Source organism: Heyndrickxia camelliae (assembly GCF_002844575.1).
GTDB lineage: Bacteria > Bacillota > Bacilli > Bacillales > Bacillaceae_C > Margalitia > Margalitia camelliae.
In genome coordinates, this window is record NZ_PIQO01000010.1 from 112,335 (window position 1) to 132,785 (window position 20,451).

The 20,451-nt window shown below is 39.1% G+C and carries 17 protein-coding genes and 1 other annotated feature; of the genes, 12 read left to right on the top strand and 5 right to left on the bottom strand.

Annotated features, from left to right (window positions below):
- Positions 1 to 156 precede the first annotated feature (156 nt).
- The 7 genes from ilvC to CWO92_RS13990 all read left to right on the top strand — a co-directional run bounded on the left by ilvC (position 157) and on the right by CWO92_RS13990 (position 8,226).
- Complete coding sequence (gene ilvC / locus CWO92_RS13960) at positions 157 to 1,185, top strand: ketol-acid reductoisomerase (RefSeq protein WP_101354824.1); 1,029 nt, start codon at positions 157 to 159, stop codon at positions 1,183 to 1,185.
- Positions 1,172 to 2,719 (top strand): 2-isopropylmalate synthase, encoded by a 1,548-nt coding sequence (locus CWO92_RS13965; protein ID WP_101354825.1) that lies wholly within the window; start codon positions 1,172 to 1,174, stop codon positions 2,717 to 2,719. Before ilvC ends, CWO92_RS13965 begins: the two co-directional genes overlap by 14 nt.
- A 25-nt stretch (positions 2,720 to 2,744) precedes the next feature.
- On the top strand, positions 2,745 to 3,854 hold the full coding sequence (gene leuB / locus CWO92_RS13970) for a 3-isopropylmalate dehydrogenase (RefSeq protein WP_101354826.1): 1,110 nt from the start codon (positions 2,745 to 2,747) through the stop codon (positions 3,852 to 3,854).
- Positions 3,855 to 3,915: 61 nt separating this feature from the next.
- Entirely contained in the window at positions 3,916 to 5,325 is a 1,410-nt protein-coding gene (gene leuC, locus CWO92_RS13975) for a 3-isopropylmalate dehydratase large subunit (RefSeq protein ID WP_101354827.1), read from the top strand.
- Positions 5,326 to 5,351: 26 nt separating this feature from the next.
- Entirely contained in the window at positions 5,352 to 5,942 is a 591-nt protein-coding gene (gene leuD, locus CWO92_RS13980; RefSeq protein WP_101354828.1) for a 3-isopropylmalate dehydratase small subunit, read from the top strand.
- A gap of 51 nt (positions 5,943 to 5,993) precedes the next feature.
- Positions 5,994 to 6,938 (top strand): threonine ammonia-lyase, encoded by a 945-nt coding sequence (gene ilvA, locus CWO92_RS13985; protein WP_101354879.1) that lies wholly within the window; start codon positions 5,994 to 5,996, stop codon positions 6,936 to 6,938.
- A 160-nt stretch (positions 6,939 to 7,098) separates the two neighbouring features.
- Positions 7,099 to 8,226, top strand: coding sequence for an HAD family hydrolase (locus tag CWO92_RS13990; RefSeq protein ID WP_101354829.1), 1,128 nt, complete (start codon positions 7,099 to 7,101; stop codon positions 8,224 to 8,226).
- A gap of 40 nt (positions 8,227 to 8,266) precedes the next feature.
- Here the strand turns inward: CWO92_RS13990 and serA are convergent, their stop codons facing one another.
- The gene (gene serA / locus CWO92_RS13995; protein WP_101354830.1) at positions 8,267 to 9,886 is read right to left on the bottom strand and encodes a phosphoglycerate dehydrogenase; all 1,620 of its coding nucleotides are present in this window, start codon (positions 9,884 to 9,886) and stop codon (positions 8,267 to 8,269) included.
- Positions 9,879 to 11,036, bottom strand: a complete 1,158-nt coding sequence (locus tag CWO92_RS14000; RefSeq protein WP_101354831.1) for a pyridoxal-phosphate-dependent aminotransferase family protein — start codon at positions 11,034 to 11,036, stop codon at positions 9,879 to 9,881. Before CWO92_RS14000 ends, serA begins: the two co-directional genes overlap by 8 nt.
- 62 nt (positions 11,037 to 11,098) lie before the next feature.
- Positions 11,099 to 11,311: a binding site (T-box leader), on the bottom strand.
- A gap of 221 nt (positions 11,312 to 11,532) precedes the next feature.
- Here CWO92_RS14000 and CWO92_RS14005 point away from each other — a divergent pair.
- Complete coding sequence (locus tag CWO92_RS14005; protein WP_101354832.1) at positions 11,533 to 11,892, top strand: PadR family transcriptional regulator; 360 nt, start codon at positions 11,533 to 11,535, stop codon at positions 11,890 to 11,892.
- Complete coding sequence (locus CWO92_RS14010; RefSeq protein ID WP_101354833.1) at positions 11,873 to 12,394, top strand: DUF2812 domain-containing protein; 522 nt, start codon at positions 11,873 to 11,875, stop codon at positions 12,392 to 12,394. The genes CWO92_RS14005 and CWO92_RS14010 overlap by 20 nt, the downstream gene beginning before the upstream one ends.
- A 30-nt stretch (positions 12,395 to 12,424) precedes the next feature.
- Here CWO92_RS14010 and CWO92_RS14015 read toward each other — a convergent pair whose 3' ends face one another.
- A complete protein-coding gene (locus tag CWO92_RS14015; RefSeq protein WP_101354834.1) occupies positions 12,425 to 13,582 on the bottom strand; it encodes an MFS transporter in 1,158 nt (385 codons plus the stop codon).
- Positions 13,583 to 13,783: 201 nt separating this feature from the next.
- Here CWO92_RS14015 and CWO92_RS14020 point away from each other — a divergent pair, with 201 nt between their 5' ends.
- Genes CWO92_RS14020 through CWO92_RS14030 form a run of 3 tightly spaced genes read left to right on the top strand, consistent with a single transcriptional unit; the run spans position 13,784 to position 17,303 of the window.
- Complete coding sequence (locus tag CWO92_RS14020; protein ID WP_101354835.1) at positions 13,784 to 15,115, top strand: spore germination protein; 1,332 nt, start codon at positions 13,784 to 13,786, stop codon at positions 15,113 to 15,115.
- 15 nt (positions 15,116 to 15,130) lie between these two features.
- Positions 15,131 to 16,219: a GerAB/ArcD/ProY family transporter gene (locus tag CWO92_RS14025; protein WP_101354836.1), complete on the top strand. Its 1,089-nt coding sequence runs from the start codon at positions 15,131 to 15,133 to the stop codon at positions 16,217 to 16,219.
- A complete protein-coding gene (locus CWO92_RS14030; protein WP_101354837.1) occupies positions 16,212 to 17,303 on the top strand; it encodes a Ger(x)C family spore germination protein in 1,092 nt (363 codons plus the stop codon). Before CWO92_RS14025 ends, CWO92_RS14030 begins: the two co-directional genes overlap by 8 nt.
- An 18-nt stretch (positions 17,304 to 17,321) precedes the next feature.
- On the opposite strand, the gene CWO92_RS14035 is transcribed toward CWO92_RS14030, so the two are convergent.
- Both CWO92_RS14035 and CWO92_RS14040 read right to left on the bottom strand, forming a co-directional pair.
- A complete protein-coding gene (locus CWO92_RS14035) occupies positions 17,322 to 17,984 on the bottom strand; it encodes a DNA alkylation repair protein (protein WP_101354838.1) in 663 nt (220 codons plus the stop codon).
- 68 nt (positions 17,985 to 18,052) lie between these two features.
- Complete coding sequence (locus CWO92_RS14040; protein WP_101354839.1) at positions 18,053 to 19,366, bottom strand: PQQ-dependent sugar dehydrogenase; 1,314 nt, start codon at positions 19,364 to 19,366, stop codon at positions 18,053 to 18,055.
- Positions 19,367 to 20,451 lie beyond the last annotated feature (1,085 nt).

Here is a 20,451-nt window from a genome sequence, read left to right on the forward strand (position 1 = left end):
AAACTGATGAAATCGAAATGAAGTGATGAAAAATCCGGAGATTATGGTGAAAAACGAATATTATCTGTAAAAAATTCGCAAGTAAACCGTAAAAAAGCTGAACTCATTAATTATTACAGAACTAATAATTCATATTTAAAAAGGAGAAGATGAAAAATGGCTAAAGTTTATTATGATCACGATATTCAAGAGGAAGTTTTAAGAGGAAAGAAGATTGCAATTGTAGGCTACGGTTCACAGGGGCACGCGCACGCACAAAACCTTCGCGACAGCGGATATGAAGTGGTAATTGGTTTAAGGGAAGGAAACTCTTGGAATCAGGCGGTTCAAGATGGTTTCCAAGTGAAATCAGTGAAAGAAGCTAGTGAAGAAGCGGACGTAATCATGATTCTTCTTCCAGATGAAAAACAAACAAAAGTATATAACGAAGAAATTAAGCAAGGACTTTATCCGGGGAAAGCTTTAGTTTTTGCGCATGGTTTCAATATTCATTTTCATCAAATCGTTCCTCCAGAAAATGTCGATGTGTTCTTAGTAGCACCAAAGGGTCCAGGACATCTAGTACGCAGAACTTACACTGAAAATGCTGGAGTTCCTGCTCTGATTGCAGTTCATCAAGATGTTACTGGGGAAGCTAGAGAGTTAGCCTTTGCTTATGCGAAAGCAATTGGAGGATCACGTGCCGGGGTTCTAGAAACAACTTTTAAAGAAGAGACCGAAACAGATCTATTCGGAGAGCAGGCAGTACTATGCGGTGGATTAACTTCTCTTGTAAAAGCAGGATTTGAAACATTAACAGAAGCAGGCTATCAACCAGAACTCGCTTATTTTGAATGTCTTCATGAAATGAAGTTAATTGTAGACCTTATGTATGAGGGTGGATTAAAAGGAATGCGATACTCGATTTCTGATACAGCTCAATGGGGAGATTTCGTATCTGGACCAAGAGTGGTAAATGAAGATACAAAAGAACGTATGAAAGAATTGCTAAAAGAAATCCAAACTGGTCAATTTGCAAAAGGATGGATTCTTGAAAATCAAGCTAATCGCCCTGTTTTCAACGCTATTAATGAAAGTGAAAAGCAGCATCCAATCGAAGTAGTTGGAGAAGAATTAAGGAAGCTCATGCCTTTTGTAAATAGCAAAAAGGAACAGAAGGAAGCTGTAGCCAATGCGAAAAATTAATATTTTTGACACGACATTGCGTGATGGAGAGCAGTCAGCGGGCGTGAATCTAAATGCAATTGAAAAGCTGGAAATTGCAAAACAACTGGAAAGACTGGGAGTAGATATTATGGAGGCCGGATTTCCTGCTTCCTCCCAAGGAGATTTTCAAGCGGTAAAGACGATTGCTTCCGCGATTAAAAATTCATCGGTAACAGGTCTTGCCAGAACAAACAAAAAGGATATTGATATTGCTTGGGATGCTCTGAAATATTCGCAGGAGCCAAGGATTCATATTTTCTTAGCAACTTCTCCAATCCACATGACGTATAAACTTCGGAAGACACCGGATGAAGTTTTAGAATCGGCGGTTTCCGCTGTAAAATATGCAAAACAAAAATTTACACATGTGCAGTGGTCAGCGGAGGATGCTACTCGATCGGATAAATGGTTTTTAGCAAGAATACTAACAGAAGTGATTAAAGCTGGGGCAACTGTTATTAATCTTCCGGATACTGTAGGATATACCACACCAAAAGAATACGGAGAACTATTTACCTTTTTAAAAGAAAATGTACCGAATATTTCAGAAGTCACCCTCTCTGCCCATTGCCATGATGATCTTGGCATGGCAACGGCGAACTCACTCTCTGCCATTGAGCATGGGGTAGGCCAAATTGAAGGTACCATTAATGGCATCGGTGAACGAGCTGGGAACGCTGCGCTGGAGGAAATTGCGGTCGCACTCCATATTCGCCAAGATTTTTATCAAGCAAAAACCACACTCAAATTAGATGAGATTAAACATACTAGCCAGCTAATCAGCAAATTAACGGGGATGGCAGTACCTGCTAATAAAGCAGTAGTTGGAGCTAATGCTTTTGCTCATGAATCGGGAATTCACCAAGATGGAGTTTTAAAAGAAAAAACAACTTATGAAATTATTACTCCAGAACTAATCGGTGTTTCGTCGAACCGATTAGTGCTCGGTAAACATTCCGGTCGACATGCTTTCAAGCAAAAGGCACTAGAACTGGGGTTTGATTTGTCACCAGAAAAACTGAAAGAAGTATTCGATGCTTTCAAAGCACTAACGGATAAAAAGAAAGAAGTTACGGATGATGATATTTTTGCATTACTGGCAGATAAACAAACAGAGCAGGAAGATGCAAAAAAATACGAACTGCAAAACGTTCAAGTACAATACGGCACATCCAATATTCCGACCGCAACCGTTGTGGTCACAAATCCTGAAGGACGTAGCATAGAGGATGCTGCAACTGGCTCCGGAAGTGTCGAAGCGATTTACAATACATTGGGCAGAATGGTAGAAGGTCCAGTCACATTAGTAGATTATAAGCTTCAATCAATCGGTTCCGGCAAAGACGCTTTAGCGGATGCCTTCGTTAAAGTAGTCTATAAAGGAGTGGAATCAGGGGGAAGAGGATCGGCTCAAGATGTATTAGAAGCATCGGCCAAAGCATATTTAAATGCGATCAACAGGGTGATTGTTCATGGTTTACAGGAAAAATATGAAGTAAGTATAAAAGGATAATTCTAAAACAGAGGGAGAGAGCTTCATGACAAAAAGAATCGCAGTGTTACCAGGTGATGGAATTGGGAAAGAGGTTGCAAAAGGAACAGTTCAAATACTCGAAGCAGTTTTTGAGTGCTTTCATCATGATTATTCCTTTGAAGAAGCATTAATTGGGGGAGCCGCCATCGATGCGGAAGGAACACCACTTCCTGAGAAGACTTTGAAACTTTGCTTGGAAAGCGATGCGGTTCTCCTTGGAGCTGTCGGCGGCCCTAAGTGGGATCAAAATCCACCAGAGCTTCGTCCGGAGAAAGGATTGCTCGGACTTAGAAAAGCACTTGGACTATTTGCCAATCTAAGACCGGTCACTACGTACCCAACACTTTTACATGCATCGCCTCTTAAAAAAGAGGTGGTGGAAAATGTTGATTTACTCATTGTTCGGGAACTGACAGGCGGCATTTACTTTGGTAGCCCAAGCGGAAGAAGGGGGAATCAGAAGGAAGTGGCCGTTGATACCCTTGAGTACAGTGTTTCAGAGATTGAAAGAATCGTAGATAAAGCTTTTCAATTTGCTAGAAATCGCCGCAAAAAATTAACATCGGTAGATAAAGCGAATGTTTTAGAATCAAGCAGAATGTGGCGGGAAATTGTTAATAAAATGGCAAAAAATTATCCGGATGTACAAGTAGAACATATGCTAGTCGATTCGGCGGCTATGCAGTTGATCGCAAGACCAAATCAATTTGATGTCATTGTTACAGAAAACATGTTTGGAGATATTTTAAGTGACGAAGCTTCGATGATTACCGGATCTTTAGGAATGCTGCCATCCGCAAGCTTACGGAGTGACCATGTAGGTCTTTATGAACCAGTGCATGGATCGGCGCCAGATATTGCTGGTCAGGATAAGGCAAATCCACTTGGAATGATATTATCTGCTGCCATGCTGCTGAGATATTCCTTCCAGCTTGAAAAAGAGGCATCTATTCTGGAAGAGGCAGTAGGAAAAGTATTAAAAGCGGGTTATTACACTGACGATTTAAGGGTTCAAGATGGTAAACGTGTAGGCACAAAGGAAATGATTGAAAAAGTGCTCGACGCAATTAATGAAAATCAAGCAATTTCCGGTATCTTAACCGCTTATATTTAAAAAGAGCCAAGATTAGCTTGACTTTTATAATCTCAATTTTAGGAAACGGAGGTATCAATGTATGCCGAAAACGATTATCGAAAAGATATGGGATCAGCATTTAATTCATCGAGAGGAGGGAAAGCCCGATTTATTATATATTGACCTCCATCTAGTGCATGAAGTTACATCACCACAAGCTTTTGAGGGCTTAAGAGTGAATAATCGCAAAGTAAGGAGGCCGGATCTCACATTTGCAACAGTAGATCATAATGTTTCTACCCAAAAAAGCAGGGTTTCCACTGACCCTGTTTCGGTAAAACAAATGACTACTTTAGAAAAAAACTGTGAGGAATTTGGGATTCCGCTTGCAGGAATTCATCATCCTGACCAAGGTATTGTCCATGTGATTGGTCCGGAGCTTGGTCTTACTCAGCCAGGGAAAACAATCGTGTGCGGAGATAGTCATACCTCTACACACGGAGCATTTGGGGCTATAGCGTTCGGTATCGGAACTAGCGAAGTCGAACATGTTTTAGCCACCCAAACGCTTTGGCAAAGGCGGCCAAAAACCCTGCAAATTAAGGTAAATGGTAGGCTTGGACTTGGGGTGACAGCGAAGGACCTTATTTTAGCCATCATCGCAAAATTCGGTGTGGATGTTGGTACTGGATATATTGCGGAATATACAGGTGAAGCCATTCGTGAGATGTCGATGGAGGAACGAATGACGGTTTGCAATATGTCTATTGAAGCTGGTGCAAGAGCAGGGCTCATTAGTCCCGATGAAAAAACCATTGCTTTTTTAAAAGGAAGAAAATACGCACCAAAAGAAGACTTTGAGGAAGCAGCGCAGAGGTGGTTATCCTTAGCAACAGATGAAGGGGCAAAATATGACCGTACAATTGAAATTGATGCGGAATCCATTGAGCCCCAAGTAACATGGGGAACCAATCCTTCCATGTGCCTTTCCATTAATGATCATCTGCCTGTCCCAGAACAACTAGATAATCCAGAGGAAAGCAAGGCTGCTGAAAAGGCATTGCAGTATATGGGGCTAGTAGGCGGGGCGCCAATTAATGAAATCCCGATTGATTATGTATTTATCGGATCTTGTACCAATTCGAGATTAAAAGATTTGCGGGATGCGGCACAAGTGATTAAAGGTCATCATGTACATGAAAACGTAACAGCGTTGGTGGTTCCAGGCTCCTTTCTAGTGAAGGCACAAGCTGAGGCGGAAGGTCTGGATAAAATCTTTATCGAAGCAGGTTTTGAGTGGAGAGAATCAGGCTGCAGTATGTGTCTAGCAATGAATGATGATATAGTTCCAGCTGGAAAACGCTGTGCCTCTACTTCCAACCGCAATTTTGAAGGACGTCAAGGATCAGGTGCTAGAACTCATTTGGTTAGCCCGGCAATGGCAGCTGCGGCAGCTATTTATGGGAAGTTTGTGGATGTAAGAAAGCTTTCAAAAACAGTGTTAGTTTAGAAAACAGGTGAAGGAGGTCGAATCATTTGGAACCCTTTAAAAAATTGGATGGTTTAGTATTTCCGTTGATTCGCAGCAATGTGGATACAGATCAAATAATACCGAAGCAATTTTTGAAAAGAATTGAAAGAAAAGGATTTGGAGAATGCCTCTTTTATCACTGGCGGTTTGATGATAATGGCAACAAAAAGCAGGACTTTCCATTAAATAATCCAAAATATGAAGGCGCCTCTATCCTAATTGCGGGTCCGAATTTTGGATGTGGTTCCTCCCGAGAGCATGCGCCTTGGGCATTGCAAGATTTCGGATTTAAAGTAATACTTGCGCCAAGCTTTGCAGACATATTTTTTAACAACTGTTTAAAAAATGGGATTCTAGCAGTGACTTTACCTGAGAAAGTAATTGCTAGCTTGCAAGACAAAGCAGAAAAAGAAGTGTTACATCTTAGTATTAACCTGGAGGAACAGCTTATTTATAATCATCAATTTTCCATTTCTTTTGAGATTGATGAATATCAAAAGCATATGCTTATTAATGGTTTGGATGAAATCGGACTAACATTAGTCCATGAAGAAAAAATCAAAAACTATGAAATGTCAGGACAGGAAGGTGAATGAATTGGGGATTACTTGCAGACGAACCAAATAATTGAGGCATTTGAACATTTAATGAGTGTTGTCCACCGCACACCTTTAAATGAATCTAAAACCTTCAATGAATTAACAGGATCAAAGCTTTATTTAAAAATGGAGAACTTACAGCGAACTGGTTCATTTAAAATCAGAGGTGCTATGAATAAGATACTTTCCTTGAATGATTTAGCTGCTTCTCGGGGAGTCATTGCTGCGTCAGCGGGAAACCATGCGCAAGGTGTCGCGTATTCAGCTGCTAAAAGAGGGATCAAGTCAAAAATCTTTATGCCAGAAGGAACCCCGACGGCAAAGGTGAAGGCTACTCAAGCTTATGGTGCAGAGGTTGTATTAACTGGAGAGTCATATCAGGAAGCATATGAAGCAGCTGTTCTTACACAGCAAAGAAGCGGAGCCACCTTTGTCCATGCTTTTGATGATGTGGAAGTAATGGCAGGCCAAGGAACGATTGCCCTGGAAATGGTTCAGCAATGCTCCGAATTGGATGCCATTGTGGTTCCGGTTGGAGGTGGCGGATTAATATCTGGCATAGCTACTTTAATTAAGAACTTGTATCCAGCAATTAAAATCATAGGCGTCCAAGCGGCCGGAGCTTTAGCAACCTATAACTGCTTTCATGGTGTGGGGAAAACCCGCCTTTTAAAAGTAGGGGGTATTGCGGATGGAATACTGGTTAAGGAACCAGGAGAATTAACGTTTCCGATTATTAACCGATATGTAGATGATATTGTTTCTGTTACGGATGAGGAAATTGCTCTTGCCATGATTATGATGTTGGAAAGAGAAAAAATGTTTGTAGAAGGCGCTGGTGCAGCTGCTCTAGCAGCCGTGATTTCAGGAAAGTTGAGAATGGCAGGAAAGCATATAGGCATTATCATTAGCGGTGGCAATGCTGATTTAGACAAAATGCCGCTTTTTAAAAGTCTGGCAAATTCGATTCAATCCACCAGTAAAGTAGGATAAGGGGATCCGTTCCTTAGGATGAAGGGATCCCTTTTCCCTTTGGTTGAGGGTCAGACCCCATTTCCCACTTTTTGTAGAGTTGGGAAATGGGACCTGACCCTCCGTCCCGTTCTATGGTAAACTAGTGGGATAAAGTGTGTTGCGATTGGAGGAGTTATGGTTGGTTCAAACGATATTATTCGATGTAGATGGGGTTTTATTGAGTGAGGAGCGTTATTTTGATGCATCTTCTTTAACGGTTTGGGAGCTTTTATATAGTGAAAATTACTTAGGTCTGGCTCCGGAAAAATATAAGACTACTTATTCTGATGATGAAATTACAAGTATAAGAAATGAGGTTTTTGAAGAGGATCATGTTTTGAAATTTTTAAAATCAAGAGGTTTAAATGCCAATTGGGACATGATTTATCTTACCTTCAGTTATCAGCTTATTCATCTGCTCACCCAAATCAAGGACAACGAACACGCACGTATAGAAAATTGGCTAAGAGAAGAAATAGATAGAAATACTCTTTTAGAAATAAAAGATGTTTTACGCCAATATCAGGTGGAAATTGATTTTAATCGTTTTTTAGTGGACTTCAAGGGCTTTCAACAAACAAAACAGGACTTATTGACTGTATTAGATATGCTGGCCAAAGAGAAACTAGAAGTAAATACAACTACTTTTGGACATAAGGGGAAGCTTTGGTCCGTCTGCGAGCATTGTTCCCAGGAATGGTATGTCGGGGATAAAAATATCTTAGCATCTACGGGGAGACCATCTGTTCAAACAGGTAAAGCAGGATTTTTAGCAGATGAAAAAGTACTCGCATCTCCGGAAGAAATTGCGGATTTGTTTCAATTCTTACGGGATTCGGGTATATCAATAGGAATTGGAACCGGGAGGCCGGAGCTGGAAACACTCGAACCATTTGCGGCTTTAGGTTGGCTGGAACAGTTTGACGTGCAGCATATTGTAACAGCGGATGATGTATTAAAGGCTGAGAATGTAACGGGCAACGGAATTTCGTTAGCAAAACCGAATCCATTTACCTATTTAATGGCGTTGAAGGGCAAAAATGCCGAACCTGATGAAGTTTTACAGATACACTTACCGATTGAAAATGGTCATGAAGTATTAATTGTCGGAGACTCGCTTGCCGATCTTTTAGCCGCACAAAAAATGGGTTGCCGATTCGCTGCTGTATTAACAGGGCTTTCAGGGAAAGATGCCCGGAGTGAATTTGAAGAACACAAGGCGGAATTTATCTTAGACTCAGTATTAGATATAAAGAATATACTATAATAAAAACAATCTGGTGCCAGGCACCAGATTGTTTTTTGTTTTATAATGATGTTTCTTGGAGTGAGTTGTACCCTGAAGTGAGTTCGAGAATTTGGGTCTCTTTGATGCCTTGAATGGATTGAAGTTGCAAATCTACTGGGTCGTCTATTTTTTTGTCTAAAGTAAGAATCATGATCGCTTCTCCCCCAACGGTGGATCTCCCCACTTGCATGGTACCGATATTTACGTTATGGTCGCCAAGAATCGATCCGACACGGCCGATCATTCCAGGTATATCATAGTGTTTGATGTAGAGAAGATGCTTTTCAGGTTTAAGATCAATTCTATAATCATTGATATTCACTATTCTGGCCCCTAGGCCAATTAATACCGTTGCGGCGACACTTACCTTTTCACCATTTTTGTATAAAGTTAGCTCCATATAATTAGAAAATCCTTTATTGGAAGCCTCTTTTTGAATTTGATACGGAACTCCTTGTTCTCTTAATAAATGAAATGCATTGATAAGATTGACAGAATCACTTAAATGATGAGATAAAACACCCTTAATTATAGAGCGTGTCAACAGGCTCGTATCCTCGTCTAACAGCTCTCCTGAATAAGATATTTGAATTTTCTCCGGTGCCGTTTTTAATAATTGAATAGCGATTCCTGCCATTTGCTCGCCGATTTGCAAGTAGGGCTGCATTCTTGCCTGTGATTCACCTGTAATTTGCGGCATATTTACAGCAGAACGGATCGTTTGATTTTCACATATATTGATAATTTCAGCACTTACCTCCAAAGCAACTTTTTCCTGAGCTTCTTCAGTTGAAGCTCCTAAATGAGGGGTTACAATCACATTAGGATGATGTAATAATGTAAAATTCGCTGGTGGTTCTTGTTCAAATACATCTAGCGCTGCTCCAGCAATTTTGCCCGATTGTAAGCCTGCCAACAGGGCATTCTCATCTATGATACCGCCGCGGGCACAATTAATGATGCGGGCTCCTTTTTTCATTTTTTGAATATAAGATTTATTTATCAGACCTTTTGTTTCTTTTATGAGAGGGGTATGGATGGTAATAAAATCAGCATGTTCGGCGATTTCGTCTAAACTTGCCTTTGTAATTCCGAGTTTATTTGCCCGATCCTCTTTAAGGTAAGGATCATATCCTAGAATATTCATTTGGAAACTTTTCGCCCTTTTTGCTACCTCTGTTCCGATTTTACCCATACCGATAATGCCGAGCGTCTTTCCATACAACTCAATTCCTTGATACTTTTTCCTTTCCCAATTTCCATGGATGGTTGATTGATGTGCATGTGGAATCTTTCTGGCCAAAGCTAGCAGCATCGCCAAGGTATGCTCTGTTGCGGCGACAGTATTTCCACCTGGAGCATTGATGACGATAATCCCTTTTTTCGTGGCAGCTTCCACGTCGATATTATCAACACCTACACCTGCCCTAGCAATAATTCTTAAACGAGGAGCATGGTCCATTAATTCTTTCGTGACATTTGTTTGGCTACGAACGACAAGTGCATCATAGCTACCGATGATAGAAAATAGCTTATCAAATGGCAGTTGATCGTAACGATCCACCTCATAATTAGGATGTTCGTATAGCGGCATCAGACCGCTTTCACTAATGCTATCTGTTACTAATACCTTATACATTTTTACCCCAAACCTCCTCCGCTTTAGCTATTGCCTTGCCATAAATATTCCTGTCCAACACGTTTGATTGAATCATTTCTATGCCTGTTAACACTTTTAACACATCATATGGTGTGCAATATCCCATATGACCGATTCGTAAAATTTTTCCTTTCAAATGCTTTTGTCCACCTGCAATGATGATTCCAAACTTTTCTTGTAAGCCTTGTTTGATAGTCCCAATCAATTCTTCCTTCGGTTGAATAGATGTCACAGTAGGGGAGGCAATGTCGTCTTCAACAAACAGCGGTATTTCTATTTCCTCAAGACCCCTTCGCAGCATTTCTTTCAATAACTGATGCCGTGCAATCACATTTTCCCATCCTTCTTCTTCTATCAAACTACAAACCTCACGTGCACCAGCAATTAAGGATACAGCTGGTGTAAATGGGGTGGATGTTTCCTCATAATAGGATGTTAAGTAACGATTTACATCGAAATAAAAACGTTTTGTTTTGCAGTTATTTATCACCTCTCTAGCATTCTCATTTAAAGCGATAAAAGCTAATCCAGGTGGGAGCATAAGAGCTTTTTGAGAACCGGAAACAAGTATATCAATCTTCCATTCTTCCATTGCTACTGGAACTGCACCAATACAACTGACCCCATCCACGATAAAGAGGGCATCAGTATGCTGTTTAGTTATTCTGCCTAATTCTTTAATCGGATTTAATACACCGGTCGAGGTTTCGCAATATGTAGCAAAAATGGCTTTAACTCGAACATCTAATGACTTTAAAAATTCCTCTAGTTGACCGGGTTCGCAGGCCTTGCCCCATTCAATATTTAAGCGGTGGACATTGGCGCCAAATGCTTGGCATATGTTGGCGAAACGGTCCCCGAAAGCACCGGTAACAACCACCACGACATGATCGCCATCTTCTACAACATTACAAGCAGCTGTCTCCAATGTGGAGGTACCTGTACCCGCTACTAATAAAACAGGATTCCTTGCTCCAAAGATAGGTTGCAGCCTGGTGGAAACATCCTCAAGTAAATGCGAAAATGCTTTACTACGATGAGCAATCATTGGCTCATTCATTGCGAGCTTTACTCTGTCGGGTATTGGCGTAGGTCCAGGTGTGAACAAAAATTGCTGATTAAAAAGCATCTAGAATCATCCTTTCAATGAAAAATAAAAACGCCCCATATAATAGGACATTGCTGCCTACTATAAGGGGCGTGGAAAACGCGGTACCACCCTTGTTTGTTACCAACTCTCTCAGTAACCTCATTAAATAACGGCATCATTACCGTTCTGGCCTACTGCTATTTCAGCCAGGCAGTTCCGAAGTGCTCGGCATTTTAAAGAAATAGCATCGGTTCACAGCGCCCACCGACTCTCTTTAGTCCATTTCTTTATACCATCTTCATCATTACCTTTTTCGCATATTTGACTGTTTAGAATATTCTATCCAAATACTTTAGTTTTGTAAAGAGGTAAAACACGAAAATAGTAATTGTTTTTGTTAAAAATAAAAACGATAATTTCTACCACATGAAACAGTCATGAGTGTATTGACAATATTGATGGCGTACTTTATTATATCGTTAACCGATATATCGTATTGCGTAGTATCAATCGCTGATACAATGGAGGCTTCATGATGTTAAATGAAAAGTTAATTAAGAAATACCTTCCTTTAACTCAAACTACCTACTATATTTTAATTTCCCTTACCTCACCGCTGCATGGCTATGGAATAATGCAGAAGGTGGAAGAGCTTAGTGCTGGAGAGGTGAGTCTAGGTCCTGGAACTCTATATGGAGCGCTAGGTAAGCTCGAAAAGGATGGATTAATCAAGAAAATATCTGAGGAAGAGAATGAGAGAAGAAAAAGTTATATTTTAACTGAAATAGGGATGGAGATTAGCAGACGTGAATTTGAACGTTTAAAGACACTGGTAACTCGAACGGAACATATTTTTGCGAGTGAGGGATACATGAATGAAGAAAAGGGTATTTAAACTATTTTGGGCGTGGCAGGATGATCAAGAAAATAAATGGTTAGAAAAGATGGCGGAGGAAGGGTGGAAACTATTAAAGTATAATTTACTAGTATACACTTTTGAAAAAATGGATCCTAAAAAATACATTTATAAAACAGATTTCAAATCCAATCAAAATCATGATTTGCAAGAATACTTGGCATTATTTGAGGATGCTGGCTGGGAACATGTAACACACTATGCAGGTTGGCATTATTTTAGGACAGAACCGGGAAAAGCGAAGACTCCAGATATCTATACGGATGTAAATTCTAAAGTTGAAATGTTTAGGAGATTACTTTGGTTTTTATTAATGCCCTTAATGGCGATAATCATTATAGCGTGTACGATTGTATTTAATGACAGCTACTCCCATATAAAATTGATGGTGGTCTTAAAAATAACATATGTACTATTAATCTGTTTACTAGGTTTTAGCGTTTTAAACATTTTATATAAAATGAAAAAGTTAAAAGAGTAAAGAAAAGGGAGGTCTTTTGTGACCTTCCTTTTAAATTGCATCTGCTGTTTTACGATGTCGTGCAAACATATAGGCTCCGATGAAAATACATGGCAGAGCGACAATTGCCATTCCTCCGAAGGCAAAACCAGGTGATTGGTTATAAAGGAAACCTCCTAAATAGGTGAAAATACCAACAATAAAGCCCATGCCAAGCGAGGTATATACCGCTTGTGCAGCTGGAATGTCCCGTTGTTTTAACTCTTCATTTACTAACCGGATAAAGGCATAGTGGGTTAATCCAAATGTAAGAGAATGAAAGAGCTGCATAACAATAAATACAATTGCATGCGGAAAGGCAAATATGACAAGCCAGCGTATCATGCATGCTAAACTTGCAATGATAAACATGGAAGGTGTAGATGTTTTCTGAAATAATCGATCTGCAACGGAAAAGAATAATATTTCCGCTAAAACAGCTATATTTAAAATAAATCCAATATAAAATTTGCTAACATGAAGATCTTGTAAATAGAGATATCCGTAATTATTATAGGAAGCATGAGTCCCCTGCAATAAAATAGCGATAAATAAGCCTAATACAAATCTTTTTGACTTTAGCAGCCCAAGATAAGAGGAACGGGTCTTGCCTCCTATTTTATTGCGAATAGACGGAGGAGATTTCATATTCGTTGTTGCTAGCATCCCCAGCATCCCCAAAGCCATAATATAAAAGATGGCGTGTTCACTGAAAATTGATGTGATAACTCCTACCACAATCAAGGCTACCGTATAGCCAATCGAACCCCAGCGACGGCTTTTACCATAATGGATTCCATCAGCTTTTACCATCATCGTTCCCGTACTTTCCATTAACGGCAGGATAAGCGGATATAGAATTGTAAAAATGACCATTACGGCAATAAGAATGTTCGGAGAAGAAAAAGGCAAAAATAAGAATAATAAAATTGCAGAAATAAATGGGAATACTCTTAATAAAAATGCGATGGATTGATGACGGCAAAATGTAGGGAACACAACCAAGGTTGAAATCGCGCGTGAAATAAAGCCCGCACCAATCACAGCACTTGCTGCTGGAATTGTCAGCCCCTTGCTATCGACAAGCCAGCCGGTCCAATATGGCATAAATACTCCCCAAGTAAAGAAAAAGGCAAAATAATTAAACGACAACCATGTTTGATTCTTCATCTGGTCCCACCCTTCAGCGTTATTCGTGTCGAGCGTATAGACACTAACATAATATCACAGATGTTTTTTTGAAAATACAAATAGTTTTATTTTCTTTTTATACTCTAAATTTCCCCCGTATATTTTCCTTTTCATGGATAAAAATAAAAAGATAGCAATTAGGTATGAAGAAAAGAGTCTTTAGCAAAGGTGATTGATTACATGGCAAAAACAACTTTTGAATTTCTTAAATTACAGCTGAGCGGTAGTGCCGATGCAAAGATTCATCCGTTAAAGAAAAGCAATGAGCAAATCTTCTTAATGTATATGAAAAGCCTATGTGACGGAGATAAAATTCAGCAACTAGTGGTGAAACCATTTTTTGAAATGCATTCTACAGAGGAATATTCCTATTATTTGCAGTCGCTGGCAGACTTTAAAGATTTTAAAGGTAATGATGCGGCATTACAAGATATTTTCCACGGTGCTGTTGCGGTCATCCTTCCAAATCAAGTAATCATGTTGGACTTAAAAACACAAACGAATAAAGAAGTACTGGATGCAAGTGTTGAAACAACCATTCATGGACCACAGAAAGCGTTAAGTGAGAATCTTGAGGTGAATATAAATTTAATTCGACAACGATACCATTCCAGCAGTTTAATGCTGGAATTAATGGGGGAAATCGGGTATAAAAGCAAAGTACAAATTGCCCTTATTTATGATGAATCATTAATAAAAAAAGAAGTCTTGGAGGAAATACGAAAAAAAATCAAGAATTTAGACAGGTCCGTCATTCAAACGGCTGGCCAGCTGATGCGAAATTTTACAAAAAGAAAAACCCTTTTTCCAACCTATCTTGTTACTGAACGTCCAGACCGTATTGCCTATAATCTAGCGCTTGGGAAGTTTGTAATTGTTCTACAAGGAACGCCATTTGTTTTAATTGGGCCGGCGGTTTTCTATGATTTTTTGAGTTCGATGGAAGATTTATACATGCCGTATTGGATTACCAAGTTTCTTGTAACCATTCGTTATATTGGTCTATTTATTAGCACACTGCTACCAGCTGTGTATGTAGGGGTGACTTCTTATAATCCAGAATTATTCCGAATACAGCTGGCACTAACCATTGCCGGAAGTCGTGCTACTGTTCCTTTTCCATCCTACTTAGAAGTACTATTTATGTTGTTAATGATGGAACTATTAGTGGAGGCAAGTATTAGACTGCCAAAGGCTATTGGACCTACTGCTACAACAGTAGGGGGTCTTATATTAGGAACAGCGGCGACAGAGGCCGGATTAGTTTCCAGCATTATGATTATCATTGTTTCTGCTGTAGCAATTTCGAACTTTGTGATCCCGATTAATGAGATGGGCTTTGCAATGAGGAATGTAAAATATGTGCTGCTCTTTTTTGCATCCATTAGCGGCCTGATTGGAGTAATCGTAGGCTTAATTGGTCTACTTTTCTACCTAGTCAATATAAACAGTCTAGGAGAGCCTTATTTAAAGGCATTCTACAGTGAAAGAACGCGGGGAAAGCAAGTTTAAAAAGGAAGTCATAGGATGAATCGATATTTTTATTATTTAATCATTGTCAATATGATTACGAATGTTTTAACCTTTATTCCAAGAATTATGATGAACGAGCGACTAACAGGAGGATTGCTTGCCATCCCAATTGGAAGCATCATCGGTACTGGTTTGATGTATATATTTATGAAACAATTTTCCCACTTTCCTAAAATGGGATTGCCGGAAATATTGGAGAAGTATCTCTCAAAATGGGTTAAAAACATTTATATCTTTTTTAATGGTTATATGTGGTTTCATGCAGGTCTATTTACTTTGCTTTCTTTTATCACAATCACAAAAGTTTTCATCAGCCCTGATATGCCAAATATCCTGATTTCAGGAATGTTTTTGTTATTAATATGTTTTTCTATATTAATGCCTACGAAAAAAGTATTGTATGCAACAGAGCTGTTAATTCTATTAAATTTGCCATTTATATTGCTTATTCTAATAAAAGCAATTTTTAATGATTATTTTAGCTGGGACACTGTTCGCATTTTTTTTACGCATTTTCGAGAAATTCCTTCGTGGTCCGCGATTTCCGCAGCTACTTTTATTTACTTCGGTTTCGCTAATTTAATTATATTTAATCGTGAAATGCAAAAGTTGAATTTGAAGTGGCTTTGGTTGATCATGCTGTTTGGAATTCAAGTACTTCTTGTTACGATGGTTGGCCCTATTGGATTTCACGGAGCGGTAAAAGGAGTGGAAGGCTATGTGTTTCCATGGATTTCTACAGCGGATTCGATGCGAATGGAGCTGGGATTTGTAGAAAGAGTTTTGTTTATATTTTTATTGCTGCATACAAATATTTCAATTGTTAGCATTACGATTCATTGGCATGTAAGTATGGAATTGTTTAAAAGTATTTTTCCAAAAGTCAGATTGAAGGGCAAGAATGTTTTAGGCTATATTATTGCAGCAGCGTTTGCTTTAATTACCTTTTTATTTGCTGGATTTACAACGGAAGATAATCTTTTTTCAATTATGAAGTCATGGATAAATGGTTTGATCCCTGCCGCTATTTTCATGAATTTTATCTTACTATTAGCTATTCGGAGGAAGAAAAAAAATGAATAGAAAATGGTGCTTAATCCCAATTATATTGGCGGTCGTTTTAATAAGCGGTTGTGGATTTAAGGATATTGATAAAAGATTTTTTGCGGTTTCCATTGGAGTGGATAAGGGGGAGAAGGAAAAATATAAAGTTTCTTTGGAACTTGCCGTACCTAGCGGTGATCCGAAACAACCAGGGGATAGTATTATCCTCTCAGAAGAGGCTGATTCCATCGCAGCAGCTATTGGCATTATAAAATCAAAGGCAGATAAAGAACTTGATCTTGGTCATATGAAAGTCATCATCCTTGGAAAGGACATAGCGAAGGAAAATCTATTTACCACGGTCGATTGGTTTACAAGAAGAAGAGATATCCAAGAAATTGCTTGGGTGAGCATATCGGATTCAATGGCAAGCGATATTTTGAATTTTCACCCCAAATCTGAATATATCCCAAGTAATAGTTTATTGTTTCTTTTTGGAAATGAAGGTACGGAAACACCTTATGTTATATCCGAATATCTTTTTAGCTTTTGGCGGGATTTAGTAGAGCCGGGAATTGATCCTGTTTTGCCAATTATCAAGTTAAACAAAAATGAGAATACATTGGAGGTTCAAAGAAGTGGGGTGATTCGTGATAAACGATTAGCCGTTGTCTTGGATAGGAACGATACAATGCTTCTCAATTTGTTCATTAAGCAAAAGGTGAAATCGGAAATTAATGTAAAAGCTAAGAACTACGATTTTACCATTGCTTCTAGTAATGCGAAGGTAAAATATAAAATAAATACAAAAGGTTCGACCCCTATTATCGATATTTTTGTCAACCTGAAAGGAAATTTGGAGGAAAAACATCGGGAACAGCAAAGAGTGAATTTAAATTCGTATGAAAAGATAACAAATAAAGAATATAAAAAGAAATTCGAAAAACTATTAACTAAGTTACAAAAGGCAAAAGCGGATCCGATTGGATTTGGGCAGCGTTATGAGGCAACTCATCTTGGGGATGAGAAAGTGAAAATAGAAGAGTGGAAAAGACTATATCCGCAAGCAAAATTCAAATTACATGTTACGACGAAAATTGATGGAACAGGCATTATCAAATAGTGAACTAATCTACCTCGTTTATATATATTTTCTTGCTTCTCTTAAACTTAACTTTGGCAATGAATGGGACTGGATAAAGGACCTAACGGATTCCGAATTTGTCTTGGAATATTCTCTTAGTGCCCAGCCTATCGCTTTTTGTACGAAAAATTCTTTGCTATCTGCATTCAATAAACAGTAATGATAAAGAAGATCTGCATCCGTATTTGATTTATATTTCAACTGAAAAAGAATAGCGGATCTTCTTAACCATCTATTTTCATCAGTTGCCCATTTATCAATATTTTTAGAAATAACAGCAGGAAATTTGCCTGCGATATCCCCAATGATGTGCGGAGCAATTATATCAGCAGTATCCCACCAAGAATTAGTAGTAATGAGCTTTTCAAAAAATGGTAGATCCTCGTCAGTGAACCCTTTTTTGAATTGTTGACAATAGGCAAGAGCAGCATAATGATATTCTCTCTCTTTTAAACTCCATAGGCCATTTACAAACTCATGCGAAAATGGTTTCTTAATGATTTCCGTTTCTTGAAAGAACTCCTTTAGTATTTGATTGCGTTCCGGAGTTTTGATGCCGAGGAACGGAAAATGATTTTTCATATAGTTTTCCATTGGAATGGCTTTTTCTGGGTCAGCATGTTTCTGGAACATATCTACTAAGAGTATTATTTCTTGCATGGTTTTAAACTCCTTAAAGTATATTTACCTTCATCTTACAGAAATATTTTTTGTAAGACAAAATATTTCTATGATTTTGTTACCTTCCAAATGACACCGGTATTGGGGTAATAGCGGCCGATTGGACTATTTAAGCCGAAATCTGCAATATACATTTCATTATTTTTGCCAAAAATAACATCAATCGGTCTTTCTAATCCGCCGCCTTGTGTAACGGATGCAGCAACCCTGGATTTATTAATTGCAAAAGGTGTTATATTTCCGTTTCGCGTATTAATGCGGGAAACACGGTGGCCGACATATGGTGCAGGTTTTCCTCCTGTCGTTACAGGTGCCTCACTCCCAAATTCAGCAATGTATGCCTCGTTTAAAGGTCCGAAGTCTGGATTCTTATTGAAATCAAATCCCATTATTGCAGAATGTGGTTCGAAAAGGGCAACAGGTTTCGGTGGCTTCATCGGATGCTGGGCTAAAAGAAAAGTTGGCTGTCTTTTGCCTGCCGGTTTAAAGCGGGGATCGGAAACAGGCACTCCCCCAGTATAATCCGGCCATCCATACCAAGCACCAAATTTAATTTCATGAAATTCATCTAGAGAGCCTTCAACTGGCCGGCTTCCGCGAACATCCATTCCATGATTTCCGCAGTACAGACGGTTCATTAAATCAAATTTTAAACGAAACGGGTTTCTTAACCCCCAGGCAAGCAGTTCTAAATTGGAACCGTCGGGATTTGCCCTTAATATACTGCCGCTTGCTTTGATTACCCCTTTTACATTTTCACGCGGAAAAGTAGGAACACCATAAGGCGAATAGGCACCTGTATGGGCAATATCAGTTGGCGAATTGGTTAGCAGGTTCTTGCTTTGAAAATTATGTCCGACTAAGCTTATATAAGCTCCGGGATAGTCATGAAAGAATGGATAATCTTTTATCCAACGATTATCTTCACCAATAACACCAGAATTCGTAGCAGTTCCCTGTCCAAAGTACATTTTTCCGTCCGGCCCAAATATGACACGGTTATTATGATGGTCACCGAAACTTGGCAAACCTGTGAGAATATCTTTTTTTGATCCATCAGACTGAATGATAGTAATCATGCTGCGATGTGCTACATAAATATTTCCTTTGAAATAAGTGATTCCAGTAAGCGGCGGACGAAATCCCTCGGCAATTACTTGCGGACCGGAATCGGTCAGCTTCAGAACTTTTCCACTGCCGGATACAATTCCAGCATCGCCAATCAGCATTTCCCACTGATCAGTAAATTCCATATTGATAGGAGTTGTTAATTCTTCTTGGAATACCTCTATTTTATATCCGGGCGGTACCTGAATATCATTTGGATTGGTTATTCGTTTAATGGATTCAGGACGTTCCATGATGATCACCCCCATTTTAATTCAAATTGTCTCTTATAACATTATTCAAAATAGGGATGACCAATACTATTAGATTTTGGTTGGATTAAAGGGGGGATAGAGGGGATCAAAAGGACACTGCGTGGCAAAATGTGAGTACTCTTGTCCTTTAGAAGGGATCAAAAAGACAAAGCAAGGCAAAATCAGAGCTGCCTTGTCCTTTAAAGGGGGTCAAAAGGACAATTAATGGAAAAGCACAAGCGCATTTGTCCTTTAAAAGGGATCAAAAGGACAAAGCGAGGCAAAATCGAAGCTTCCTTGTCCTTTAAAGGGGTTCAAAAGGACAAATGAAGGAAAAAAACGAGCAGTTTTGTCCTTTAAAAGGGCTCTAAAGGACAAAGCAAGGCAAAATCGGAGCTCCCTAGTCCTTTAAAGGGGATCAAAAGGACAAATGAAGGAAAAAAACGAGCAGTTTTGTCCTTTAAAAGGGCTCTAAAGGACAAAGCAAGGCAAAATCGAAGCTCCCTTGTCCTTTAAAGGGGTTCAACAGGACAATTAATGGAAAAGCACAAGCGCATTTGTCCTTTAAAAGGGATCAAAAGGACAAAGCGAGGCAAAATCGAAGCTCCCTTGTCCTTTAAAGGGGTTCAAAAGGACAAATGAAGGAAAAAAACGAGCAGTTTTGTCCTTTAAAAGGGCTCTAAAGGACAAAGCAAGGCAAAATCGGAGCTCCCTAGTCCTTTAAAGGGGATCAAAAGGACAAATGAAGGAAAAAAACGAGCAGTTTTGTCCTTTAAAAGGGCTCTAAAGGACAAAGCAAGGCAAAATCGAAGCTCCCTAGTCCTTTAAAGGGGATCAAAAGGACAAATGAAGGAAAAAAACGAGCAGTTTTGTCCTTTAAAAGGGCTCTAAAGGACAAAGCAAGGCAAAATCGAAGCTCCCTTGTCCTTTAAAGGGGTTCAACAGGACAATTAATGGAAAAGCACAAGCGCATTTGTCCTTTAAAAGGGATCAAAAGGACAAAGCGAGGCAAAATCGAAGCTCCCTTGTCCTTTAAAGGGGTTCAAAAGGACAAATGAAGGAAAAAGACGAGCACTTTTGACCTT